We start from the raw sequence: 26183 nt of genomic DNA, 5'->3' as shown, positions 1-26183 counted from the left end.
AGGCTCGACTCCAACGCGATGTCGAGGTCGCCTGAAGGCTCTACTCCAACGTTGCCGGGATCAGATGATGCCGGGGGCTTTGACGTCGATTCCCTTGAGCGCCATCTTGAGGGCGTCTTTGTTGGGAGCGACGGCGAAGGCGGTTGGGCGGTCGATCAATTCGTCGTCGATCAACTGCTTCAGACTCATCGTAAAGTCCTGCATGCCGTCCTCGGCACCGATCCGAATCGCATCGGGCAGCTTGCTGTCGTGCCCTTCGAGGATCAATTTGGTGATCATCGGCGTGAAGGTCATGACTTCGCAAGTCGGCACGCGGGAGACGCCCGGTTTGATGCTGCGGAGCAATTTCTGGGCGACGATCCCCTTCATATTAAAGGCGATCGCCGAACGGATCGCGCCGTGCAACGATTCGGGGAAGAGGTCGAGAATACGACCGATGCAGGTCGACGCACTCGCCGCGTGAATCGTTCCGAAGACCAAGTGACCGGTCTCGGCGGCGTGGATCGCCGTCATAAAGGTCTCTTCGTCGCGAAGCTCGCCGACCAGGATGATGTCGGGATCTTCACGCACCGCGTGTTTCATACCGATGCTAAAATCGAGGACGTCCTGGCCGATCTCCCGCTGGTTGATCAGGCTCTTATCCTCGGTGAAGATAAACTCGATCGGGTCTTCGAGCGTCAGGATGTGCTTGCGATAGATGCTGTTGATGTAGTTCAGCATCGAACCGATTGTCGTACTTTTTCCCGAACCGGTGACTCCCGCCAACAGCACCATGCCCTGTTCGTAGTGGCACAATTTTTCGATCGATTCGGGGAGGAAGAGCCCACGAAAGTCGGGGATGAAATTGCTGATACGTCGCGCGACAAGGCCCATGTTGCCGAGCGATTTGAGCATGTTGATACGGAAACGCCAGCGAACGCCATCGACTTCGCATTGATACGAAAAGTCGGCCCCGCCCTCCTCTTCGAAGATCATCAGATTGCGTTGATCCATCATCGGCAGCAACAGATCGACCATCTCTTCGGTGTCGATCGGGCCACGATTCAGCGGCTTCAGTTCGCCACCGACGCGGACCATCGGTGGTTGGCCGACTTTCAAGTGAAGATCGGAGCCTTCCAGCTTGACCAAGGCGCGGAAGATCTTGTCGACCGGCAGCTCTTTTTTCTCTTGCAACAGGCTCGATTTCAACCGAGCCATCATCGCGGTGCGTTGCGCCTCGGGCGAGATCGAAGGATCGGGAGCGGGGATCGCGGGCTTTTCAGCTGTCTTTGGCTTCATCGTCGTCTGCTTTCGTCTTGAGGTCTAACAATGGGCGGCGGTCACGTCCCGATGATCTCTTTTATCGGCAGACACCCGATCCCAGTCGAACAGGAATTCCACGGTCCGCCATCACGCGTTTGGTCTCTTCAATTGTAAACTGTCCGAAGTGGAAGATGCTGGCCGCAAGGGCTGCATCGGCGCGGCCGATTTCGATTGCGTCGGCCAAGTGCTCCGGTTTCCCCGCCCCGCCGCTAGCAACCACCGGGATCGAAACCGCGTTGCTGACCGCTGCGGTGATTTCCAAGTCGTATCCGTCGCAGGTTCCGTCGGCGTCCATGCTAGTCAGTACGATCTCGCCGGCGCCAAGCCGCTGAACTTCTTGAGCCCAGGCGACAGCTTGCAGCCCTGTCGGTTTGCGGCCGCCGTTGATGAAGACTTCGAATTTTGTCTCTCCATCGACGACGACCCGCTTGGGATCGATGTTCACGACGATGCATTGGCTGCCAAATCGATCGGCTGCCGCGCGGACCAATTCGGGATCCTTGCAGGCGGCTGAATTGATCGAGACCTTGTCGGCACCGGCGCTCAACAGCGCGCGGATGTCTTCGAGGCTGCGAATTCCGCCGCCGACGGTCAAAGGCATGAAGATCTGTTCGGCCGTGCGTTGCACGACATCGATGATGATGTCCCGCTCTTCGTGGCTGGCGGTGATGTCCAGGAAGACCAATTCGTCGGCCCCTTCGCGTTCGTAACGCGCCGCGACTTCGACCGGATCGCCGGCGTCGCGAAGGTTGACAAAATTCGTCCCTTTGACGACGCGACCTAAACTGACGTCCAGACAGGGGATAACACGTTTTGCGAGCATGATGTTCTGGAGAACTCCGCTTGGTTTGGGGATACGCATCCGATCATACGCCAACCGCCATTTGCAAGCGAGACGGTGTGATTTGAGGCCAGGGTAGTTCAGCAGCTGCGGCGAAGCAATTCCCGCCCGGATCATCCGTCCGGCCGGGGCTGAACCCCGCGATCTGCTGCGAACCGGTTGGGATTGGAGGCCCCAGGCGTTGGAGTCGCCCCGCGATGACGACCGTGCGTCACGGTAGCAGCGACATTATTCCCAGAGCAACGCTAGCAGCGATTGATCGACCGCGGTATCGCGATCTTCATCGTCGGAGTCGTCGTCGTGAATGCCATCGAGCGACGAGGGCAAGCCGACGAAGCCCGCCGCGAGACCGCTGTCGCTCGAGCTGTCGGCGGTCATTTGGATTACAGCCAGATCGGTCGCGATCGATGCTTCGGATTCCTCGGCGGCGCTTTCGCGATCGATGCTCACACTGGAGGCGTGGAGGTGGTTGAGCACCTGCAGCGCATCGATCGGCCGGATCGTGTTGTCGCCATCGACATCCAGATAACGCCCCAGCGGATCTTCGGCGGGGACGACTTGAGCTCCATGGCGGTTTAAGAAATTCAGGATGATGATCGCATCGATCGGCGCGACGTTGCCGTTGTTGTTGACATCAAAGCGATCGGTTTGGTTTTGCCAAGGCGCAGAACAATGGGATGTGTATAAATCGCCGTTGTCCGAATTGAGCACCGAGATCGTGAAGGCTGTCGTTGCTGCTAGCGGTGTCGGCGCCGAATCGTTGACGCGAACGACCATCGACAACTGCTCGACGTCGCTCGCTTGCGGCGTCCCTCGCAGCGTTCGCGTCTGGCTGTCGTAGCTCATCCAACCGGGCATCACGTTGCTGCTGGTCGTGACGGCGACTTCCAATTCGGTGTCGGCATCGGGATCCGAAAAGAGACTGTCTTCAAAGGTAAAGCAGAACCGACGGCCGGCATGCAAATGTAGATTCGCAAACGGTTCTCTGATTGTCGGCGGTTCGTTGACATCCAACACCGCGACCTGGATCGTCGCTTCGTCGGTCAGCCCCTTGCTGTCGGTGACTTTGATTTGCAATGCGTAATCGGTCGGGCCAGCTTCGTAGTCGAGCGATGCGTCGGGCAACAGGGACAACGCGCCGGTCTGTTGGTCGATTCCGAAGATCGTGGCTCCGTCGCCGCCGTCGATCTCCAGCAGCAGCGAATCGTTGAGGTCCGGATCCGACACCGCGATTTGCAAATCCAACGGCCCACTGGAAACGTTTTCCGGAACCGCCAATGATTCCGTCATAATCGATGGCGATTCGGGGGCGTCCCGAACGTCGATGGGGATCACGAGGTTGGTGACGCGAGGTGGGAAGGAGGCGTCTGCGAAGCGAAGTTGCACCTGGTAGCTGGTGGCGGATTCAAAGTCGATGTTTGCACCGTCGGCGACTTTAACCTGGTTAGTTGTCGGGTCGAAGACAAAGTTCGAATTGTCGCCACGCTGAGTGATCGTCACCGGTGCGCCTTCGGGATCGATCGCGGTTACCGCCGTTACGATCGTGCCGGGAGATGTGTTTTCATCGATCGCGGCAGCGACAAAGGTTACCTGCGGGGCTTCGTCGATATCTTGCACGTTGATCGTCAGCAGCGTTTCGGTTCCCAGCGGAGCCGCCGGTTGGCCGGTTTCGTCGGCAACTTCATCGACGCGAACTAGCAGTTCGTAGGTCGACTGAGTTTCAAAATCCAACGCGGCCCCGTCGGCTAACCGAATCGCACCGGTCGCTGCGTCGATCGTGAAGATTCCCTGCCCGCTGCCCGATACGATCGATCGCGTGAACAGATCGTGCCCCTCGGGATCGAGGACCGCTGGGGTTGCCAGCAGGATGCCGGGCGTCGCGTTTTCGGGAACGAGGATCGGCGTCGCGTCGAGTTGTGGCGGTTCGTTGACGTCGAGCAAACGGATCCGGACCTGTCCCAGTTGCGTCTGCGGTTGCAGGCCTCGATCGGTCGCGGCGATCGACAGCAACAGTTCGGGAGTCGTTTCGAAATCGAGCGCGGCGGCATCGGTCAGCGTCAGCAGACCTGACTGTGGATCGATAGCGAACATCTCACCATACACCGGATCGGCGATGGCAAAACTGAAGTTGCCACTCTCTTCGCCGATCTCCGCATTGGGATGGATCGGTTCGTCGCTGTCGTCGTTCAGCGCGTCTTGGTCGCTGGCCTGAACGGTTCCCAAAACGAAACCGCCGGCCGCATCTTCGGCAACGGTAAACCGATTGTCTTCAAATCTTGGTGGGTCGTTGGCGTTGTTGACGGCTACGGTGATCGTCGCCAGTTCGGAGAGGCTCGGCTGATAGTTGTCGGCAGCTTCGACGACCAACGTGAATTCGCGGGCCCGTTCGAAATCGAGACCGCTCGAGTTGTTAACACGAATCTCGCCGCTGATTGGGTTGAGCGAAAAGTAGCGACGCCCGGTCCCACCGGTTAATCGATAACGCACGCTTTGCCCAGTATCGGGATCGCTGGCCTGCACCATTCCGATGGGCGTGCCGATCGGCGAATTCTCATCGACACGCATCGCAAGCGTTTCCGAGTCGAATACGGGAGGCTGGTTTTCACCATACGCAAAATCGACGGTGTAGTGTTCGTTGAAATCGATCGTGAGCGGTTGCGATCCACCAACGGGCAGCTTGGGCAGTTCCGAAAGCGCATTGGTGATCGTGATATCGTAAGATCCCGGCGTCAGGTATTTCAGATGGTATTCGCCTCTCGCGTTGGTCGTCGCGGTGGCTTCTTTTTGAGTGACGACCATGTGATCGTAATTGACGAGAGCAGCGTTGCCGGTCTCTTCGTAGATCATCACAAGCGCGATTGCGCCGCCTGCCGATTCGATACTCAACTGTTCGCGTTCTCCTTGCGACAACGCTCCCGAACGCGTCGTGCCGATCGAACGACCATCGCGATCGAACGCTTCCATCACGACGGTTGCCTGAGTGCCTGCCGATCTTCCGATGGCATCGATCTGAACCGAATCGGCATCGCGATAGAATTCGACTCGCAGCCCTTCGCCGGATGAAAACTGGAAGCCGCGATCGGAGAAGACCTGCGATCCAGTCGATGCCAGCCCCGGGCTGTCGACTCGCGGTTCGATGAGGCCATGGGGCAAGGTGTCGCTGCGATTGGCGACCGTAATCGTGACTCCCGGAATCGCGTTGGTGATATCGGTGTCTATGAGAAAGTCGTCCGGTTCGATCACGGTTGTGATTGAATCACGGATTCCATTGCCGTTGGTGTCGGCGAGTACCGTCAGTCCCGCAAGCAATTGGCCGGTGATGTCGTTGGTCGCGGTGCCACGGACACCGGCAAAGAAGTTGTAAGTACCAACATGATCGATCTCTCGACCGCTGAAGACGGTGGGACTCGCTGCGTCGTTGAGGATTTCCCCGGCGTAGAGTCTCAGCGAGTTTTCGGACCTCACGTCGATATGGATATGTCCAGCCACCCAGTCATCAACTCCGCCGCCGCTGGAATCGCCGACGCGGGCGACGTAGTTCAAGTAGTCGCCATTCACTTCGTCGATTGGGATAAACGACGAATCCGACTGCAGCGACATCTGTCCCAGTGGGGCGCCAATGACGGTTTTGCCGTAGCCAAAATAATCGTGGACCGTTCCGATAGTGACCGAGTCGTGGATCGTCCACGTCGCGGCGGCGCCCGCTGGGTCGATGATCCCATCGGCGTTGGAGTCGATGTCGTCGCCCCAGACGGGAGCGATATCCGATTGAATCAAAAACACCGAATCGGTGAAGACTGAAAAATTTCCAGCTTGATGAATTTCCGCCGGCAAACCACTGAGACTGGCCGTCGCGCTGACCAGGGCGGTGGCTGAAGGGGCGATCGCAAACGGATGGTCCGCCATTGCGATCACCAAAAAACCGTTGCTTCCGTAGCGTTGCCCCGACAGGTCGAGCACCGTTTCGATTCGGCCGCCTAAAACATTTCCCGTGCTTTCGACAACCGTGACGTAGGTCCCCGCGGGAATCACGTCGTTGGGCTGGCCTCGCAATTCGATAAATTGATTTGCTGGATCGGTTGAGTACTCACTGATTACCCCGGCCAACAAATAGCGTCGTTCCAAAGCTTCGAGTCGAAGTCCGCGACGGCGTTTGATCCGGTTGTTCATCATGATGAGATGTTCCCTGTTTGCGGTTGAGCCAAATCGAATCGCTGCCGTGCCGCGGATTTTTTAGAAGAGCAAGGCGAGTTCTGGGCCTGATGGTAAGGGGTGGGATTTGCAAAGTCCACAAAGTGTGGAGGGTTTTAATCCCCCATAGTGAGTTGTTGTTCAGTGGGTGGTGGCGGTGATTCGAACGCGACTCCCGGCGTTCCCCCGCATCGTTTAAGATGGAGTCATGAACGCATTGCAAAGCTTAACTTGGTCGCTGGATGGTTGGATTATCGTCGCGGGGTGTCTGTGTGCGCTGTCGGCGGCGTTGCTCGGCAATTTCCTGGTCCTTCGCAAGATGAGCATGCTTGGCGACGCGATCACTCACGCGGTCCTGCCCGGTCTAGCCGCGGCGTTTCTGCTGACGGGCAATCGCAGTAGCATCGCGATGTTTGTCGGCGCGGTGATCGTCGGCGTTCTGACGGCGCTGTTCAGCGAATGGATTCGAGGGTTTGGCAAAGTCGACGAAGGGGCGTCGATGGGAGTCGTCTTTACTTCGCTGTTCGCTCTCGGACTGGTGATGATCGTGCAAGCCGCCGATCACGTCGATCTCGACCCGGGCTGCGTTTTATATGGGGCAATCGAATTGACGCCGTTGGATCTTGTGCGTTTCGCCGGGCTGGAAATGCCTCGCGTCGTGGCCGTCTTAAGCGTGGTGTTGTGCATCAACGTCGCCTTCGTTGCGCTGTTCTATAAAGAGTTGAAGCTCAGTTCGTTCGACGCTTCGTTGGCGACGGCGTTGGGCTTTCGAGCGACGTTGATCCATTATTCGCTGATGACGTTGGTAGCGATCACCGCGGTCGCCAGTTTTGAAAGCGTCGGCAATATCTTGGTCGTGGCGATGTTTGTCGTTCCGCCCGCAGCGGCGCTGATGTTGACCGATCGGTTATCGATGGTGATTTTGCTGAGCAGTCTGATCGCGATCGCGTCGGGAGTGCTTGGACATCTGTCGGCGCTGGTCGTTCCCGGTTGGTTCGGTTTCCGCAGCACAAGCACCTCGGGGATGATGGCCGTTGCCACGGGACTACTGTTTGTTGTGGCGATGCTGTTGGGACCGCGGCACGGCGTGCTGGTGAAAGCTGTCCGGCGGCAGATGCTCAGTTGGCGGATCTTGGCGGAAGATGTGTTGGCGGTGATGTTCCGAATGGAAGAGCATCGCGATCATGTCGTTGCGACGGGAGCTCAATTGGGGCCGCGGTTGATGGCCGGTCCGCTCTCGACCGCTCTGCTGTTGCGGATGCATCAGGGGCGTGGCAACGTGCAACCGATCGATTCTGGATACCGATTGACCAAACGCGGCCGCACCCAAGCGCGGTGGCTGGTCCGCAGTCATCGCTTGTGGGAGCAATACCTTGTCGATGAAGCGGGAGTCGACACCGACCGACTGCACGCCAAAGCGGACGCTCTGGAACATGTGACCGATGCGGAGATGGGGGACAAGTTGAATCGCGAGACCCGCGATACGCAAACCGATCCCCACGGCAGTCCGATCCCACCGCTAGAGCACTGATCGGCGCGGTTTAGATACGCGAGCCGCAGGAGCCGCGTTCCTGCATCTGTGGCACGCCAGCATTCGGTTTGAAGCTGTCAGGCAGTTCATGCAATCAGTTCATCGATCACCTTGCCGCCGAATTGACTGAGCTGTTTAAAGCGTCCGGCGTGATAGTAAGTCAATTTGTTGTCGTCCAAGCCCAGCAGACGAAGCAGGGTGCAGTGGAAATCGCGGACGTGGTGGACGTTTTCGACAGCGGTCATGCCCAGCTCGTCGGTCGCACCGATCGTATGTCCGGCATTGCAGCCGCCTCCAGCCATCCAGATCGTCATCGCGTTGGGATTGTGATCGCGACCATATGCTACGCCGCCACGAACTCCATTGTCCGGAGTGCGACCGAATTCGCCGCACCACACGATCAATGTGCTCTCCAACAACCCACGCTGTTTCAAGTCTTGGATCAGCGCGGCGATCGGTTGATCGACGCTGCGGACTAAGTTGCCGTGAGCGCGTTCGATGTAGTCGTGGCTGTCCCAGGAACCGTTGTAGAGTTGGACGAAACGGACTCCTTTTTCGACCATCTTTCGAGCCAGCAGGCACTTGCGGCCAAAGGCATCGGTCGCCTCGCCACCGATGCCATAAAGGTCCAGCGTCTTCGCGTCCTCTCCCGACAGATCGATCGCATCGGGGACTTCCATCTGCATGCGGAAGGCCAGTTCGTAGCTTTCGATCCGAGCGTTTAGGTCATCGTGAGCGGGATGCTTCGCGGCATGGTCGGCGTTGAGTTTGTTCAGGAAATCGAGATTCGCTCGCTGCCTCGCGGCGCTCACGCCGGGCGGCGGTTGCAGGTCGAGGATCGGCGATCCCTTGGGACGCAGCGGCGTTCCCTGATAAAAAGCGGGCAGGTAGCCGTTGCTCCAATTCGCCGCGCCGCCTTGCGGATACGACACCTCGGGCAGGACCAGGAAGCCGGGTAGGTTTTGGTTTTCGCTACCCAGCCCGTAAGTCACCCATGCCCCCAGTCCCGGATCGCCGCCGAAGCGATTGCCACAGTTCATTTGATACATCGCCGTCGGGTGATTGACGCTGTCGACTTGGCATCCGCGATAGAAGCATAGATCGTCGGCGAGCTTGGAGAGGTGCGTCCAGTTATCCGCCATGTCGGCTCCGCTTTCGCCGTGTTTGCCGAAACGGAACGGGCTCTCGACGTAATAGCGTTTGCCACTTTCCATCGCCGATTTCTGCTCACCCTGGCGAGTGAACTCCTTCAAGTGCAACTTGCTCAGCGACGGCTTGGGGTCAAAGGTGTCGATGTGTGACGGCCCACCCTCCATCATCAGAAAGATGCAATTCCTAGCCTTCGCCGGAAAATGCCCCGCCTTAGGAGCCAGCGGCGCCGCGGCGCTGTCGTTGGCGACTGAGGCCGCTTGCGCATCGTCCGACAGCATCGCGGAGAGCGCAATGCTACCGAGGGAAGTACCCAACGAATAAACGAAATTTCGTCGTGAAGCTTGCATGTGTCGGGTCCCGTGGTTGCCGCTGTTTGGTCGTCTTTCGCTCCGCGAAAGAACGCTAGAAAGTCGGATAACGCAGTTATACAAAGTGGCCGTGGAATTGGTTGAATATTGGTGCCTTGCACGCTGCAAATGCAGTTTTTGTTGTACGCACTTTCGCGGAGCGAAAGGCGACCATCTCATAGCTCAAGAGCCGCAGAGCGTGAAGCAATCATTCATATAGGCCCTGTTGCGAAAGAACTGTCAGTCGTCATTCATAGCGTCGATATAGATATTCGCCTGGATTAAGCCCAGCTTTCTGTGGATTGTATTGGATGTAATCGCGAAGGTAATCGTATTGCTCAGGACTGCGAACAAGATGATCAAATGGCTCTTGTTGCCAGAATTTTCCTTTACGATCGAGCGTTTTGTTGATTTCAAACGCGGTGTAATGGAGCCAGGAGTCGGTTTGGGTTGCCAGTGCTTCGGGGGTGCTGAAAGCGACAAGTGCATGCACATGATTGGGCATTACGATGAAATCGCCCATCCGATATCGGATGGCATCAAAATAAAGCAAGGCATCGCCCACAATTTTAGCTAGTGCTGGGCGACGCAAGACACATTCACCTAAACATGTGTCGAGACAATCTTCTCGACAGCGATCAAAATTGCGATTGAACATCTCGCGAATGCTGTCGTCGAGCGTAGGCACAATCTGAGACCAGTGTTGACCTGTGATTGAAAGGCCTTTCCGCTCGAGCCAATCTTGCTTTTCCCGCTCCCAACGTTCAATGACTTCCTTCGGAATCGAATCTGCAGTCCGGAACGTAATAAACACGATTGCGCCAACTTGGGACCAATGCGGTCGGCAATGCTCATGGATGAATAGTTCGGCTTTCGGATCAAACAATTCGCCAATCATGGATTGATACCTCCGCGAAAGAGATTGTCGTTTTTCGCTCCGCGAAAGACCTGTATGGGGACGCACTTTCGCGGAGCGAAAGGCGACCATCAGTACACGTATACGAATTCGTTGCTATTCATCAGCACCAAACAAACATCGGCTAAGGCTCGTATCTTCGGATCCATTTCGCTTGGTTGTATGTCGGGTTGGAAGTCGTCGACGGCGTGTCTTGTTTCGGTGAAGCGGAATCGCTCGCCTGTGTTCTCTTCAACCGCCTCGCGGATGACTTCGCGAGCTGGCGGGTCGACCGGATCCGCTGTCGCTGGCAGCATCGACTGGATCCGCTGCCAATGCGTCACGGATCGCTCAATCTCTTCCGCTGTCGCTTCGCGGCAAAACAATCGCTGATAAATTATGCCGATCGCTTCGGTTGGATCGGAGGTGTTTTGCATCGCTTCTCTTGCCAATGCCCTCGCCCGGGCGTGCGTGTTACGGCTGTTAAACATTGCAAACACCTGAGGCGTGACTGTCGATGTGTCACGGCGTTCGCAGGAGAAGTCGGGCGACGGCGCGTTGAAAACTTCGAGCCCCGGCGTGACCAAGCCGCGGAGTTTTAAAACGTAGATCGAGCGGCGGTTGCGTTGCTGTGGCTTGGGATTCGGTGTCCACGCCGCAGCAAACGTGCCCATCACCTGACGCGGTTGCAACGCAACTTCCGCATTGATGATCGGTCGGCAGGGAATGCCACCCACCGCGGGATTTAATTCGCCGCTGACACTCAGCATCGAATCGCGAAGCTCTTCCGCACTCAAACGCCGCGGCAGGAAGACTGCGTACGCGTTCGACGCGCGGGCCAAAGCGTCGCGATCAAGCGATTGGGGATCTTGCGGTTCATCCGCTTCCGCGGGGAGCGGGTATCGAGTCGACCGACAGTAGGTGTCGGAGTTCATGATCGTGCGGTGCAGGTGCTTGATCGACCAACCGCTGGCAACCAATTCACCGGCTAACCAATCGAGCAACTCGGGATGCGTGGGGCGTTTGCCAGTCGAACCGAAGTTATTGGGATTTCCCGCGATCGCGCGACCAAAGTGCCATTGCCAGACTCGGTTGGCGATCACGCGCGTGGTGAGCGGATTTTTGGGATCGGCGATCCAATTGGCGAGCGCTGTTCGGCGACCGTCGATCGTTCCGGGGATCTCCGCCGAAACCTGGTCCTCGATCACACTCAACACTCCCGCCGCGACAGGTTCGCCCGCGGCAAACGGGTCGCCGCCGGTATGGATCACCGATTTCTCGAGCTCACCGCGAGTGCGATCCTTGGGTATTCGAAGCGGTTGGGAGACGGATGTCATCGATGGCGTGTACCCGTTGTAAACCGAGTGTGCAAACGGTTGGTAGCGATCGAATTCCCACTGCAGTCGTTGCATGCCTTTGCGAGAGACGCGTTCGAGCCCAAATTGTTGCGGAGTGAATCCGACGCGGACCGGTGGTATCTCCTGTGGATCGACTCCCGCAGAGATCAGTGCACCACGAGCGGCAGCAAAACTCCCCCGCCCCGAACGTTTCTGTTTTGCCTTGGTAACCGCATCGTTCCATCGCTGCTTGATGGTCGCCTTTCGCTCCGCGAAAGTGCGCTCATCTTGAGTCGTCGTTTGCTCCGCAGTCGGACGTTGATCGTCGGAACGCTCTTTCGCGGAGCGAAAGGCGACCATGTCGTCGTACCATTTTTCAGCGTTCTCCAGCAGGACTTCATCTAACTGCTGCTGCGTTTGGGCGTAGCTGTTCCGCTGCTGTTCGAGATACGTCTTCTCTTCAAAACCGCTGGTGTTCTCATCCCGCAGAAAACTGGCAGGTCGTTCCGCCAATTGCGTCGTCGCGAAGACGGCTTGGATGCTGTAATAATCGCGAGTAGGGATCGGATCGAATTTGTGATCGTGACAACGACAGCATTGCAGCGATTGGCCGAGAAACGTTTCGCCCACGCTGTTGGTCACGTCGTCGAGGAATCGCATTCGGGCGACCTTGGCGACTTCCATGCCTGTCAATTCCCAAGGGCCCATGCGAAGGAACCCCACGGCGATGATGCCTTCAGGATCGTCGGGATCGATCTCGTCCCCCGCGATCTGCTCGCGGACAAATTGGTCATAAGGTTTGTCGTCGTTAAACGATCGGATGACATAGTCGCGGTATCGCCAGGCGTTGCCGCGCTGGTAATCGTTAGCGAAGCCGGAGGAGTCGGCGTAGCGAGTCACGTCGAGCCAATGTTGGGCCATCCGTTCGCCGTAATGAGGTGAAGCGAGCAAGCGGTCGACGAGCGAGCGAAAGGCGGTTACGTCATCCGCTGGGTCGCTGAGGAAGCTAGCGATCTCGCCGGGCGTCGGCGGCAATCCGGTCAGATCGAAAGTCGCACGGCGGATCAGCGTCCGGCGGTCCGCTCGTGGTGCGACGGCGATCCCGTCGGGCATCGCATCGTCGATGAAGTGATCGACATCGTCCCGTTTCGCTTCGTGAAAGTTCGCATCGTTATCGCGGAGCGAAAGGCGACCAGCGACCGGTTGATAGGCCCACAGTCCCGCCGGGTCGTAGCGCCGGTTGGTCCAGTTGCTATCGAGACCGCCGGAGGTGTTGACCTTCACGCCATCTTCGGACGACCAGGCGTCGGCGAATTCCGTTTCGATCGCGAGCGTCCGTTCATCCGATGGCCAGTGGGCTCCCGTTTCAATCCAACGACTGAGCCACCGGAGCTGTTCTTCGCTGAGGGCTTCGCTTTCTTTCGGTGGCATCGCTGAGAAAGCGTCTTCGCCTCGCGCCGCCGCCAGATAGATCGAGCTCGCGTTGGGCTGTCCCGGTACGATGCCAGCTTCGCCGCTATCTCCGCCAGCAAGCAATGGAGCGATCGTGCGGAAGTCGATCCCGCCTTCGATCGCTTCGGGATCCTGCCCGTGACAGCCGAGGCACTTCTCACGGAACATCGGTGCGATCCGGCGGACGAAGAGGACTTCGCTTTCGCCGGATAGTTCTTTGTTTGGTTTGTCCGCGGCGCTTGCCGGTGCGATACCGCTGGTGAGTAGGACAGCCAGGAGGGCCAACGTGTGGATTGTTCGAATGATCGATCTGTGGGGACACACTTTCGCGGATCGAAATGCGACCATCGCCGCAGCGACGCGCGTTTGCCGTGTGCTGGTATCGGGTTCTGTTCGTCCGTACATATTCTTTCCCGCACAGGCTGCTCGGTTGGACAAGAAATTCGCCAGAGCTTTGAATTATGGTCGATTCTGCGCCTCCCTGCCATACAATCGGGTGGTTGCTGCCATGGTCGCCTTTCGCTCCGCGAAAGTGCGGCCCGGATGCACGCTCTTTCGCGGAGCGAAAGGCGACCATCGAACTACCTTCCCAACGTACGGAAAAATACGATGATCAATCGGGTAACAATTTGGGCATCCAGCATCGCGATCATGCTGGTCGTGACTGATGGAGTCGTTCAAGCGGCAGACGGCAGGAAGCCCAATATCGTCTTCATCATGGCAGACGATTTGGGCTGGGCGGACGTCGGCTACAACGGCGCGGAGTTCTACGAAACGCCCAACATCGACGCGCTCTGTCGGTCGGGGATGGAGTTCACCGATGCGTATCCTGGTGCTGCGAACTGCATGCCCTCACGGTCCTGCATCATGAGCGGAATGTATACGCCGCGGACGAAGATGTGGACTCCCGGAATGGTCTCCAAGGGAGAGCAGCGTTACATGCGGTTGTTGGTTCCCAGCAGGCAGAAGCCAAAAGGAGACGGCAAGATCCCAACCGTTGGTAGCTTGGATCCCGAGACGTTTTCGTTGGCCCGCTTGCTGAAGCAAGTCGACTACAAAACGTTGCACCTGGGCAAATGGCACCTCGGTTCGGGCAGCGGGCTCGGCTTCGACAGGAACGATGTCGACGGGCGCGGCGCCGACTTGAAGAAGGATCACAAATTCTACGGCAACAAAAATGTCGCTCAGTGGCTGACCGATGCGGCTGTCGATTACATCTCCGACAACAAAGACGATCCGTTTTTTATCTATCTGAACCACTTCGACGTTCACACTCCGATCAATGCTCGCGCCGCCGTGGTCGACAAATACAAGAGGAAGCTGGCATCGAAAAAGTGGAGCCGGAACTGGAACCCCGTTTACGCCGCGATGATCGAAGCTGTCGATAGATCGGTTGGCCGGCTGCGGCAGGCGATCGAGGAGAACGGGATCCAGCAGGAGACGCTGGTAATCTTTACGTCCGACAACGGCGGGTATGGCAGAGCGACCTGGAACACGCCGCTGAAAGGTTCCAAAGGTGGCTTCTACGAAGGCGGTATTCGCACGCCGCTTGTCATGAGTTGGCCCGGGAAGATCAAGCCGGGATCCGTCTGCGATACGCCGGTGACGGGCGTCGATTACATGCCGACGTTTGCCGAAATGACGGGGGCGCCGTTGGCGAAGGACCAGCCGCTGGACGGCGTCTCCATCGTTCCACTGATGATGGGCAACGCGATCGCTCCGCGCGCGATCTACTGGCACTACCCGCTGTATCTCAACGGAGAAGTGCAGGTGAAGCCGATCTACGGGACCGACCGGATGTATTGGCGAGGGACGCCCTGCAGCGTCGTCCGGATGGGCGATTGGAAGCTGATGGAGTTTTTTGAGACCGGATCGATCGAGCTCTATAACCTGCGGGATGACTTAGGCGAAAGCACCGATCTCGCCGACCAACATCCGGAAAAGGCGGCCGAGTTATTGAAGGTGCTCAAGAAATGGCAGGTCGAAACGGAGGCGGATATCCCCCGGACGCTCAACCCCGATTTCGATCCCGATTATGCGCCGGCGGGGAAGAAGGGAGCACGGTGAGCGCGGGGATGGTAGGAGTGTCGCAGTGAGATCACTCGCTTGCGCTTCGTGCTGGTATGAGGGCGAGCGTTGAGGGATCACTCGCTTGCGCTTCGTGCTGGTATGGGGGCGTTTAAGTCCAGTTGAGGAAGCGGGTTAGCAGTGCGATGCCCGGTTCGGTCAAAAAGCTCTCGGGGTGGAATTGCCAGCCTTCGAGCTGAAATTTCTTGTGCCGCACGCCCATGATCTGCCGCGTTCCGCCGGTGTCGGTCCAGGCGGAAACGATCAGATCCTCGGGGAGCGAAGCGGGTTCGATCACTAGGCTGTGATACCGCGTGGCGACAAACGGCATCTCGATTCCCTCGAACAATCCGCCGTTGTCGTGGTAGATCTGGTCGGTCTTGCCGTGCATCAGTTCGGGGGCGCGGATGATCTTGCCTCCCAAAGCTTGGCCGATCGATTGATGCCCCAGACAGACGCCTAACAATGGGATCCGCCCGGCGAAGTGTTTGACGACATCGACGCTGATCCCCGCCTCGCTGGGAGTGCAGGGGCCCGGCGAGATCAGGATTCGCGAGGGCTTCAGTCGTTCCAGCTCTTCGATCGAAATCTGGTCGTTGCGACGAACCTGCACATCGATCTGCGGCTGGATTTCGCCCAACCGCTGGACCAAGTTGTAGGTGAACGAATCATAGTTATCGATGACAACGACCATAGTGCTTTCTTCGTGCTTCGAACCGGCGACCAGCTTGCGTCGCGTAAATTTTTTCCGCCAGCGATCAGCTGTCCGGCGGTCAGTGGACGTTAACCGACCAACGCCAAGCTGGAATTGCAATACCACTAAGCTGCAAAAAATCAAAACCAGCGAACTTGCCTAAACGGTCTTTGGCAATCTTTCCTTGGGACCGTATAATTTCATTCGGGTTCGCCAGATTCGTTGCAGCCATCGCTCGATGGCCGATCGGTTTGCGGACCAGTCTTTTACAAATCTACAACAAGTTTGAGAAGATGTAACGTGTTATCCGTCCGCCCCAAGATCGCCGAACTGACATTTCAGGTATTCGGGCGGTCGCTACATCCCGAACTGTTCGAATTCCATCGGTCCCGGCGGATCCAACGCGATGCCTTCCATGCGGAGATCTCGATCACCAATTCCGGGCATGTCGTCACCTGGCGCGGCAATGGGATCACGATCTCCGAAGTCGCAGCGTCGTCGCAGCAGTTGCTGCCGACCCGCCGCCGGTTGATGGAATACCCGCTCCGCGGTTCGCGAACCGACCGCGCCGAATGTCGATCGGGCGTCACCTATTCCACGCGGTTTACGCTCGAACCGGTCGCCACCGATCTGTTTTGGACGATTCAAAAGCAATTGACCGCCGACGCCACCGAGGGCCTGCTGCATCGCTTCGATTCCAACGGACGAATCGCGATGGGAGCTGTCAGCTACATCAATATCGAGACCCGAGCGCGATCGATGATGATCCAAGCGATCCACACCTTCCCCGAGGACCAAGCGATCGTCAAAGTCGAATCGACCTTTGCGATCGACGGCTAGATCCCTCGCTGTCGGATCTCCTTTTCGCTTCTCGGCAGTATCGCGGCGGTCTTGAATCCCGCCCGGGACCGACGCGCCAAAATGCTTCGGACTCTCCCCCTAAGCTGTTCTGGCTGAGGTAGCGGTCCGGCGTGGGGGACTAAAAAATTTCTAGAACTCGGAGCTTGCAGATCGCACGCCCGGGAGCGGAATCTCCGATGGTTCGGTGTGCGGTATCTCATGTTCCGTAAGAGGGGCCGGTAATCGCTGCGAGCGGAGCGACAAAAATAAATCTCAGCTGTTACTGGCGGCTTCTGGCCTCGGTTGAATCGATCGGGTGAGCTGCTGTCCGTTAGTGCGATTCTGGGGAACTCTCCGCTCCGTTGTTCTCTTTTTCAGTCGGCGTTTTGGACAAAGATCCGACGTGGCGGCTCGGGAAACTGACGAGGTGCCGTTGTCATTCGCTATCGACTGTGCAATAGTTTCCCAGGATCTCGTCGCGAAATAACTTGGCTTGTCCGAAAGATTTCGGGCAGGTGGAAGGCTGAGATTCCTTTCTGCATCAGGCGTTACAGTCGCGACGAAGTTTCGTTATGATACGCGCGTTGTTGCCCGGTTAGCGAATGCTCGAAGTTGAACTATCCAACTGCGAGCTTTCTTTAACCTATGGCTTGTGAAAATTTTCACAATAGGTTCCCGTCAACATTTTACTTAGGCGGTTCGCTCTCTCGAGGAATCGGTGACCGAGAATGACCACTATCACCAAAGGCTTGAACGTACCGATCTCCGGCGAGCCACAGCAGCTTGTCGAATCGTCCCATGCGATCACCCGTGTCGCGCTTGTGGGAGACGACTACATCGGTATGAAGCCGACCATGCTTGTGAACGTCGGCGACAAGGTAAAGTTGGGCCAGGCTGTATTTTCTGACAAGAAGACCGCTGGTGTCACCTACACCGCTCCCGCCGCGGGAACGGTTGTCGAAATCAACCGCGGAGCAAAGCGTCGCTTTGAATCGCTGGTGATCGAAATCGAAGGTGACGACAGCGAAACCTTTGAAACGCCTAGCGATCTGAGCTCCGCCAGTGGCGAAGCGATCACCGAAGTGCTGGCCGCCAGCGGTCTGTGGTCGGCGTTCCGCACACGTCCCTTCGGCAAGGTGCCCGCTCCAGGCAGCCAACCGCATTCGATCTTTGTTCAAGCGATCGACACGCATCCTTTGGCTGCCGATCCTTCGGTTGTCATGCGTGGCAAGGCGGAGCAGTTTTCGATCGGTCTGAACGCGATCAAGAAGCTGACCGCTGGCAAGACGTTTGTCTGCAAGAACCCCGATGCCGATATCCCCGGAGCAAACGTCGATGGCGTCACGCTGAGTGATTTCAGCGGTCCGCATCCCGCCGGTTTGCCTGGCACTCACATCCATTACTTGGATCCCGTTGGGCCGACCAAAACGGTTTGGTACATCGGATATCAAGACGTGATCGCAATCGGACAGTTGTTTGCGACTGGCAAGTTGGATCCGACGCGGATCATTTCGCTGGCCGGTCCCTGCGTCACCAAGCCACGCTTGATCGAAACACGTTTGGGTGCCGATCTGACTCAATTGACCTCGGGTGAACTCGAAGGGGACAACCTGCGAATCGTATCGGGTTCGATCCTTGGCGGTCGCACCGCTACCGAACCTTGCATGTTCTTGGGCCGCTACCACACTCAGGTCAGCGTGCTGAAGGAAGGGAACGAACGCGAGTTCTTGGGCTGGCAAAAGCCCGGCTTCGACAAGTTCTCGATCACGCGAGTCTTTGCTTCGGCACTGACCCCCGGCAAGCGATTTGCGATGAACACCGGCACCCACGGCAGCGAACGGGCGATGGTTCCGATCGGGTCGTACGAACGGGTGATGCCATTGGACATCCTGCCGACTCAATTGTTGCGATCGTTGATCGTTCGCGACACCGAAGAGGCGCAGCAGTTGGGCGCTTTGGAACTCGAAGAAGAAGATCTGGCACTTTGCACGTTTGTCTGCCCAGGCAAATACGAATTTGGTGAGATCTTGCGAGAGAATCTGACCACGATCGAAATCGAAGGCTGATCCTGTCGGCCGCCGCCGAGCCCGGCTGGCGCAAGACAAAATGAAACGAAAGCCCAGCCCCAAGCGGTTGCCGCTTTCGAACTATTATTCGCGGCTAGCGTCACGTCGCTTTATCACTCACCACTAACGTAGCCCCTTATATCATGAAAGCGCTGCGAGAATTTCTCGACCAGAAGGTCGAGCCTTGGTTCAAAAAAGGCTCACCGCTGGCAATGCTCCATCCGATGTACGAAGCGCCCGATACGTTTCTGTACACTCCGGGACACGTTGCCAAAGGTTCCACCCACGTCCGCGACAACATCGACCTGAAACGGATGATGATCATGGTCGTGGTCGCTTTGATTCCCTGCACGCTGTTTGCGATGTGGAACACCGGCTACCAAGCCAATTTGGCGATGGCCAAGATGGAATCGGCGGGCTACGAAATCCTGACCCCCGCGGAATACGAACTGGTCCCCAAGACCGAGATTCCGCTCCGCAAGCTGGCCAAGACCGATTGGCACTACACGATCCAAACGGCGATTGGTTTGGGGCGCGATCCGGGCAGCTTTGTCGACAACTTTGTCTTCGGCGCGTTGCACTTCCTGCCCATCTACATCGTCTGCATGTTTGTCGGTGGTCACATCGAAGCTCTGTTCTGTGTCGTTCGCGGCCATGAAATCAACGAGGGCTTCCTGGTTACCGGCTTGCTGTTTCCGCTGACGCTACCGCCCACGATTCCGCTGTGGCAGGTCGCCATCGGAATTGCGTTTGGCGTGATCGTTGGTAAAGAGGTCTTCGGCGGCACCGGCCGCAACTTCCTTAACCCCGCGTTGACCGCCCGTGCGTTTCTGTACTTTGCTTACGCTGGTGAGATCAGCGGCGACAAGGTTTGGACCGCGGTCGACGGCTTCAGCGGTGCAACCAGCCTGGGTGCGATGGCATCGGCGGTTCCCGGAGCTGGCATGGCTCCTGTGACTGGCGAATTCGACGCAGCGGGTGACTTGGTTGCCGGCGGAATCGCGACCTCATGGGGAACGCAAACGCTCACCTGGTGGGACTGTTTCCTGGGAACGATCCAAGGTTCGATGGGCGAGACAAGCGCTTTGGCGTGCTTGATCGGAGCAGCGATTCTGATCGCCGCGGGCATCGGATCGTGGCGGATCATGGCTGGTACCGTGGTCGGTGCGGTTGCAACCGCAGCGTTGATGAACGCGATCGGCAGCGACAAGTACGCGATGTTCGAGATGCCGCCGATGTGGCACTTGGTTGTCGGCGGATTCGCATTCGGTGCGGTCTTCATGGCGACCGACCCGGTCTCCGCAGCGATGACCAACACCGGACGCTGGATCTACGGCGTGCTGATCGGATTCATGACGATCCTGGTTCGTGTTGTGAACCCCGCTTATCCAGAAGGCATCATGCTGGCGATCCTGTTCGCCAACGTGTTCGCTCCACTGATCGATTATTACGTTGCTCAAGCCAACATCAAACGGAGGGTCGCTCGTTATGCCACCTCGTGATTCAATGACCAATACGGTTTTGGTCGCTCTGGTCCTGTGTCTGGTTTGCTCCAGCTTGGTCAGCGTCGCCGCCGTCAAGCTGAAACCGCTGCAAGAGATCAACAAAGCGCTCGACGTCCAGAAGAACATTCTCGACGCGACCGGGATGGCGATGGAGCAGTTGGGGATTCCAGCGAACCAATTGACCAAGACTCAAGTTGAAACGTTGTTCGAACAGATCGAGACCAAGTTGGTCGATCTCGAAACGGGCGACTATGTCGAAGCAAGCCCCGAGGAGGTCAAGTCGTTTGATCCTCGCAAAGCGGCTCGCGATAAAGATGAAAGCACCGCCATCGGCGATACCGCTTATCCAATCGGGCTCGGACGACGGGAAACTGTCTCCAAGGTCTACCTGGTGAAAACGGCTGATGGACAGTTGTCGCAAGTTGTGTTGCCGGTTTACGGCAACGGACTCTGGTCGACGCTGTACGGTTTCCTCGCCTTGGATAAGAACCTAGAGACCGTCAAAGGCATCACGTTCTACGAACATGGTGAAACGCCGGGCTTGGGTGGTGAAGTCGACAATCCCGCTTGGAAGGCCGAATGGGAAGGTTTGACAATTTACAACGATGAAGGTCAGCCGGAGTTGGGTGTCAGCAAGGGCCCCGCGCCGTTGGATGACAACTACCTGGTCGACGGCCTCAGTGGGGCGACGATCACCTGTCGTGGTGTCACGAATCTGGTTCGTTACTGGGTCAGTGAAGACGGTTTCAAACCGTATCTCGCGAAACTCAAAACGGAACTTCCAAAATCGGGAGGGAAGTCATAGATGGCTGCTATAAAATCAAAAGACGTTTTGCTGGGACCGATCTTCCACAACAACCCAATCGCCCTGCAAATCCTCGGGATCTGTTCCGCCTTGGCGGTTACCAACAAGATGAGCACAGCGTTTGTGATGTGCTTGGCGGTAACCTGCGTGGTGGCGGCCAGTAACGCCGCGGTCAGCTCGATCCGAACCTACATCCCCAGCAACATCCGGATCATCGTACAGATGACAGTGATCGCGTCGCTGGTGATTCTGGTCGATCAATTGTTGAAGGCTTACCTGTACGACATCAGTAAACAATTGTCGGTCTTCGTCGGTCTAATCATCACGAACTGTATCGTGATGGGACGCGCCGAAGGCTTTGCAATGAAAAATAGCGTCGGGATGAGCTTCCTTGACGGCATCGGCAACGGTCTCGGTTACAGCATGGTGCTGATGGTCGTTGCGTTTTTCCGAGAACTACTGGGCAACGGATCGCTGTTCGGATACCAGGTGATGGAATTGACTCGCAACGGTGGTTGGTACAACCCCAACAACTTGATGTTGTTGCCACCGAGTGCGTTTTTCCTGATCGGTTTCCTGATCTGGGCGATTCGAGTCGCACGGCCCGAACAAGTCGAGGAGGCTTAACGTGAACGAATCATTGATGACTATCTTTATGAAGGCTGTCTTCATCGAGAACTTGGCGTTAGCCTTTTTCTTGGGAATGTGCACCTTCTTGGCGATCTCCAAAAATGTGAAGACCGCCGTCGGCCTTGGCCTGGCTGTGATCGTGATCCAATCGATCACGGTTCCCGCTAACAATTTGATCTACACCTACCTGTTGAAAGAGGGTGCGTTGGCACGCTTTCTGGGTAGCGAATATGCGACGCTGAACTTGGAATTCCTGGGCTTTATCAGCTACATCGGCGTGATCGCCGCGATGGTCCAGATTCTCGAGATGGTGTTGGATCGCTTCTTTCCACCGCTGTACAACGCGTTGGGAATCTTCCTGCCGCTGATCACTGTGAACTGCGCCATCTTGGGTGGTAGTTTGTTCATGGTCCAACGCGAATACGATTTCGCACAGAGCGTTACCTACGGTTTGGGCTCGGGCGTTGGATGGGCGTTGGCGATTGCCGCGCTTGCGGGAATTCGTGAGAAGATGAAGTATTCGGATGTCCCACCGGGACTTCGTGGCTTGGGAATCACTTTTATCACCGTCGGTTTGATGGCGATGGCTTTCATGGCCTTCGGCGGCATCTAAACAACTGCTGCGACGCATGAGTCGTCGCGGTAGCGTTTAACTTTTTCAAATTTATGCATTCTGGAAACACTGGTAACGAGTAATTTCCCTATGACCATTTTCTTCGGCGTATTGATGTTCACCGGGGTCATCTTCCTGCTGGTTGGCGTGATTCTGGGTGCAAAAAAGATCTTGGTCCCCTCGGGTGACGTCAAGATCAACATCAACGATCAAAAAGACATTAGCGTCCCCGCCGGGGGCAAACTTCTGGGCGCGTTGGCCGACGCGGGCATCTTCGTTTCCAGCGCCTGTGGTGGCGGTGGTACTTGTGCACAGTGCAAGGTGAAGGTCCTGGACGGCGGTGGAGAGATCCTCGACACCGAACGCAACCATATCTCCAAGAAGGAAGCTGCCTGTGGCGAGCGACTGTCGTGTCAAGTTGCTGTGAAGCAAGACATGAAAGTCGAAGTGCCACATGAAGCCTTCGAGACTAAGAAGTGGGAGTGCACCGTTCGCAGCAACAACAACGTCGCGACCTTCATCAAAGAATTGGTGTTGGAATTGCCCGAAGGGGAAGACGTTGCGTTTAAGGCGGGCGGTTACATCCAGATCGAATGTCCACCGCACACGGTCCACTACAAAGACTTCGATATCGAATCGAAGTTCCACGAGGACTGGGACAAGTTCAACATTTGGCGTTACACATCGGTTGTCGACGAAGAAGTCGTTCGCGCTTATTCGATGGCGAACTATCCCGGCGAAAAAGGGATCATCATGTTGAACGTGCGGGTCGCATCGCCGCCGCCACGTGCTCCTGAAGACACCCCTCCGGGCAAGATGTCCAGCTATATCTTCGGTCTCAAGCCCGGCGATAAGGTGACGATCAGCGGTCCTTATGGTGAGTTCTTCATCAAGGATACCGATTCGGAAATGGTCTACATCGGTGGTGGTGCTGGTATGGCTCCGCTGCGTAGTCACTTGTTCGAGTTGTTCCGCAACTTGAAGACCGGTCGAAAAGTCAGCTACTGGTACGGTGGACGAAGCCATCGCGAATTGTTCTACGTCGATCACTTCCGCAAGATCGAAGAAGAGTTCCCGAACTTCAAGTTCAACATCGCGCTTAGCGAACCGTTGCCCGAAGACAACTGGACCGGATACCGCGGCTTCATCCACCAAGTGCTCTACAACGAATACTTGAAGGATCATCCGGCTCCCGAAGACATCGAGTACTACATCTGTGGTCCGCCCATGATGAACGCAGCTGTCTTCAATCTGTTGGATGACCTGGGCGTCGAAAAAGAAAACGTCGCATACGACGACTTCGGCGGCTAAGGGCCAGCGAACGGCAGATCAGCAGATCGGTTTGCCCGCGGGCGACGCCGGTCGCAATCAAAGCTTTATGACAGGACCTCGAATCGAATTCGAGGTCCTGTTTTTTTATCGATTGACCGAGCGGGAATTGTCGCGGGTGACGAGTCGCGAGAGGTTGGGCAGCGGCACGTGCGAACGCTTTTACCGGTTCGGCGATTCCGTCGTGCGAATGCAATTCGCGTGCAGCGGGCTCGGGCAGCGAGAGCGTAGAGGCGACTCGGCGAGTCGCAAGCATGAAGCTGCGTCAGCGGCTTAGCGGCCGCTGTAGCTGGCGATGTCGGGACCTTCGCCGAACAGAACGCTATCGATGTCGCGGTCGGTTGTGATCGGATCGGCAAGTTCACGCCAGGAGCTGACTCCCGGATCGTTGAGCGACCATCGCAGTCGCACCGCGCGGTCTTCGACCCAGGCGGGAAACTCGACAGCCGAATCGTCGCCTTCGACGATCTCCGCACCGATCGCTGTCAGTTCGCTGATGAACGCGCGAATCTGGCGACGATCTTCGTCGAGCGATCGCCGCATCGCTTCGAGCTCTTCGTGGTAAGGCCCCGAAGAGGCGTCGGGACGCGACATCAGGACTTCATCGACTCGCGACTGCCGCAATTTGACAGCTTCGCGCAGTTCTTTGATGTCCGACACGATCGCACTGACCAGCGGCAGGGTCTTGTCGGCCTTGGCGGGCGTAAACCAGCGAGTTGCAGCAGCGGTGGTGGTCATGGCAGTTACGATTTCTTGGAGGGGGGCCGAACGTAAAAATCGTGGAGAGCCCTGTGGTTTCCCAACGACTCCATTACCTATTATGTAAGACTAATTCGCAAGCCCCATTGGTTCCCAAGGAATCAAAGAGTTTTCCGATTAGCCGGTCAGAAACAATATGAAAAGTTACGGATGTTCGTTTGGTTCGGCAAGTGATGCCGGCCGGAACGGTCCGTCGATATCGCGGTGGTACCAGGGAATTGTTCGTCTCTTGGAACCTGCGGTCAACCAATCCCCTGCTACCGTCCATTGTAATGATCGATCCAGTCCCTGACACATCCGAGGGCGACCACACGGCGAACTTTAGCCCGTCGCGGGAGCGTTTGGTGCTGGTTCCAACCCCTGGGGAATTGGCCCGGGTTCGCGGTTCGCTAGTTGCCGCAACCTCTGTCAGGTTAGAGCTTTGCGGTTTTGGACCGATCGCCGCGGCAGCGCGAACTGCCAGCCTGATTGCACTGCATCGACCGGCTCGAGTTTTTTTAGTCGGAATCGCCGGCGCGGTCGGAGATCGGTTGGCGGTTGGCCAAGCTAGCGAATTCGATTCGGTCAGCTGCCACGGGATCGGCGCTGGAGGCGGAGCCGACTTTCAAAGTGCCAGCGAATTGGGCTGGAATCAGTGGTCGCCGGAGACGGGGGACGCCATTGGGGACCGTCTCACGTTGGCTCCCGCCGCCGCCGCGGAGGCTGCTCGGGATTTGGTCACCGTCTGTTCGGCATCGGCAAGCGAGGCCGACGTGCAAGGCTATCTGCAGCGTTTCCCCGCAGCGGTTGCCGAGGATATGGAAGGTTTTGCCGTGGCGATGGCCTGCCGGATGCACGGCGTTCCGCTGACGATCGTCCGTGGAATTTCAAACATCGCCGGGGATCGGGACAAGTCGCGATGGCGAATCGCAGCGGCGTTGGATGCCGCCAGCGAATTGTTGCAACACGTTTTAGATCGTCCGGCCAACGGAGCAAATTGCGAATGAAAATTCGACTCGGAATATCAACCTGCCCAAACGACACTTTCACATTTCACGCCTTGATGGAGCGGTTGGTCGATTGGCGAGGGCTCGATTTCGAAATCGAACTGCTCGACATTCAACAGCTGAACGACCGCTTGTTCGCTGGCGATTTTGACGTCGCCAAAACCAGCTTCCACGCCGCACTACTGTTGGCCGATCAGACGGTGGTTCTGCCAAGCGGATCGGCGCTTGGGTTTGGCGTCGGCCCGTTGCTGCTTTCGGCTCGCGGGGGGCAGGTTCCGGATTCGCTTTCACAGACGACACTCTGTCCCGGACGACACACCACGGCAACGTTACTGTTTCAGTTGTTCTATCCCCAAAAGACGGGGCTGCAGCAGGTCGTCTTTTCGCAGATCATGCCGATGCTGCGACGCGGCGAAGCCGACTTTGGAGTCTGCATCCACGAGGGCCGATTCACTTGGCAGTCCGAAGGGCTTGGTCTGGTAGAGGATCTCGGCACGCGATGGGAATCCGAAACCGGGTGCCCTTTGCCGCTGGGCGGTTTGGTCGCGCGGCGAAGCTTGCCCGACGAGACGCTGGCGCGCGTGCAGGCCGTGATTCACGATTCGCTGTGCTTCGCGATGGCCGATCGCAATGCGGCAATTCCGACGATGCGACGATATGCCCAGGAGTTCAACGACGAGGTGCTGATGCAGCACGTCGACCTGTACGTCAACGATTGGACTGTCGATTTGGGACCGGTCGGTGCGAACGCGCTCAGCCAGCTTTCCCGGCGTGCGGCGGCCAGCGGAATCTTGCCGAGTGGCTTGGAACCGTTACAGGTTTGGGGTAGCTAGTGTCGATG

At 57.3% G+C, this 26183-nt stretch carries 19 protein-coding genes; 11 read left to right on the top strand and 8 right to left on the bottom strand.

Annotated features, from left to right (window positions below; translation table 11 throughout):
• Positions 1-60: 60 nt before the first annotated feature.
• The 3 genes from CA51_RS08550 to CA51_RS08540 form a co-directional block, all read right to left on the bottom strand.
• The gene (locus CA51_RS08550) at positions 61-1200 is read right to left on the bottom strand and encodes a type IV pilus twitching motility protein PilT (RefSeq protein WP_417732338.1); all 1140 of its coding nucleotides are present in this window, start codon (positions 1198-1200) and stop codon (positions 61-63) included.
• A 139-nt stretch (positions 1201-1339) separates the two neighbouring features.
• On the bottom strand, positions 1340-2125 hold the full coding sequence (hisF, locus tag CA51_RS08545) for an imidazole glycerol phosphate synthase subunit HisF (RefSeq protein ID WP_145124079.1): 786 nt from the start codon (positions 2123-2125) through the stop codon (positions 1340-1342).
• 246 nt (positions 2126-2371) lie between these two features.
• Entirely contained in the window at positions 2372-6313 is a 3942-nt protein-coding gene (locus CA51_RS08540) for a cadherin domain-containing protein (protein WP_231746073.1), read from the bottom strand.
• A 229-nt stretch (positions 6314-6542) separates the two neighbouring features.
• Here CA51_RS08540 and CA51_RS08535 point away from each other — a divergent pair, with 229 nt between their 5' ends.
• A complete protein-coding gene (locus tag CA51_RS08535) occupies positions 6543-7865 on the top strand; it encodes a metal ABC transporter permease (protein ID WP_145119621.1) in 1323 nt (440 codons plus the stop codon).
• Positions 7866-7951: 86 nt separating this feature from the next.
• On the opposite strand, the gene CA51_RS08530 is transcribed toward CA51_RS08535, so the two are convergent.
• The 3 genes from CA51_RS08530 to CA51_RS08520 form a co-directional block, all read right to left on the bottom strand.
• Positions 7952-9364: a DUF1501 domain-containing protein gene (locus CA51_RS08530; RefSeq protein WP_145119620.1), complete on the bottom strand. Its 1413-nt coding sequence runs from the start codon at positions 9362-9364 to the stop codon at positions 7952-7954.
• Positions 9365-9611: 247 nt separating this feature from the next.
• A complete protein-coding gene (locus CA51_RS08525; RefSeq protein ID WP_145119618.1) occupies positions 9612-10262 on the bottom strand; it encodes a transposase in 651 nt (216 codons plus the stop codon).
• 89 nt (positions 10263-10351) lie between these two features.
• Positions 10352-13396: a PSD1 and planctomycete cytochrome C domain-containing protein gene (locus tag CA51_RS08520; RefSeq protein WP_145124078.1), complete on the bottom strand. Its 3045-nt coding sequence runs from the start codon at positions 13394-13396 to the stop codon at positions 10352-10354.
• Between the two features lie 261 nt (positions 13397-13657).
• On the opposite strand from CA51_RS08520, the gene CA51_RS08515 reads away from it, so the two are divergent.
• Positions 13658-15115 (top strand): sulfatase, encoded by a 1458-nt coding sequence (locus CA51_RS08515; protein ID WP_197451691.1) that lies wholly within the window; start codon positions 13658-13660, stop codon positions 15113-15115.
• Positions 15116-15227: 112 nt separating this feature from the next.
• On the opposite strand, the gene CA51_RS08510 is transcribed toward CA51_RS08515, so the two are convergent.
• Positions 15228-15809 carry an anthranilate synthase component II gene (locus CA51_RS08510; RefSeq protein ID WP_145119614.1) on the bottom strand — a complete coding sequence of 194 codons (582 nt, stop codon included), beginning with the start codon at positions 15807-15809 and terminating at the stop codon, positions 15228-15230.
• A 300-nt stretch (positions 15810-16109) separates the two neighbouring features.
• Here CA51_RS08510 and CA51_RS08505 point away from each other — a divergent pair, with 300 nt between their 5' ends.
• From CA51_RS08505 to nqrF, 7 genes are all read left to right on the top strand, one after another.
• Positions 16110-16649 carry a DUF2617 family protein gene (locus tag CA51_RS08505; RefSeq protein WP_145119612.1) on the top strand — a complete coding sequence of 180 codons (540 nt, stop codon included), beginning with the start codon at positions 16110-16112 and terminating at the stop codon, positions 16647-16649.
• 728 nt (positions 16650-17377) lie between these two features.
• Positions 17378-18715 (top strand): Na(+)-translocating NADH-quinone reductase subunit A, encoded by a 1338-nt coding sequence (locus CA51_RS08500; protein WP_145119610.1) that lies wholly within the window; start codon positions 17378-17380, stop codon positions 18713-18715.
• Between the two features lie 143 nt (positions 18716-18858).
• The gene (locus tag CA51_RS08495) at positions 18859-20217 is read left to right on the top strand and encodes an NADH:ubiquinone reductase (Na(+)-transporting) subunit B (RefSeq protein ID WP_145119608.1); all 1359 of its coding nucleotides are present in this window, start codon (positions 18859-18861) and stop codon (positions 20215-20217) included.
• A gap of 4 nt (positions 20218-20221) precedes the next feature.
• Positions 20222-21025, top strand: a complete 804-nt coding sequence (locus CA51_RS08490; RefSeq protein ID WP_197451690.1) for a Na(+)-translocating NADH-quinone reductase subunit C — start codon at positions 20222-20224, stop codon at positions 21023-21025.
• A complete protein-coding gene (locus tag CA51_RS08485; RefSeq protein ID WP_145119604.1) occupies positions 21026-21652 on the top strand; it encodes an NADH:ubiquinone reductase (Na(+)-transporting) subunit D in 627 nt (208 codons plus the stop codon).
• 16 nt (positions 21653-21668) lie between these two features.
• The gene (gene nqrE, locus CA51_RS08480; protein ID WP_417730150.1) at positions 21669-22268 is read left to right on the top strand and encodes an NADH:ubiquinone reductase (Na(+)-transporting) subunit E; all 600 of its coding nucleotides are present in this window, start codon (positions 21669-21671) and stop codon (positions 22266-22268) included.
• A gap of 90 nt (positions 22269-22358) precedes the next feature.
• Entirely contained in the window at positions 22359-23579 is a 1221-nt protein-coding gene (gene nqrF / locus CA51_RS08475; protein ID WP_145119600.1) for an NADH:ubiquinone reductase (Na(+)-transporting) subunit F, read from the top strand.
• 291 nt (positions 23580-23870) lie between these two features.
• Here the strand turns inward: nqrF and CA51_RS08470 are convergent, their stop codons facing one another.
• Positions 23871-24335 (bottom strand): DUF2203 family protein, encoded by a 465-nt coding sequence (locus CA51_RS08470; RefSeq protein WP_145119598.1) that lies wholly within the window; start codon positions 24333-24335, stop codon positions 23871-23873.
• Between the two features lie 293 nt (positions 24336-24628).
• Here CA51_RS08470 and mqnB point away from each other — a divergent pair, with 293 nt between their 5' ends.
• Positions 24629-25342, top strand: a complete 714-nt coding sequence (gene mqnB, locus CA51_RS08465; protein ID WP_145119596.1) for a futalosine hydrolase — start codon at positions 24629-24631, stop codon at positions 25340-25342.
• Complete coding sequence (locus CA51_RS08460) at positions 25339-26175, top strand: menaquinone biosynthesis family protein (RefSeq protein ID WP_231746071.1); 837 nt, start codon at positions 25339-25341, stop codon at positions 26173-26175. Before mqnB ends, CA51_RS08460 begins: the two co-directional genes overlap by 4 nt.
• Positions 26176-26183: the final 8 nt, after the last annotated feature.

The organism is Rosistilla oblonga, assembly GCF_007751715.1.
GTDB classification, from domain to species: domain Bacteria; phylum Planctomycetota; class Planctomycetia; order Pirellulales; family Pirellulaceae; genus Rosistilla; species Rosistilla oblonga.
The sequence above is the reverse complement of the archived record's forward strand: the minus strand, read 5'-3'. Positions and strand labels throughout refer to the sequence as shown.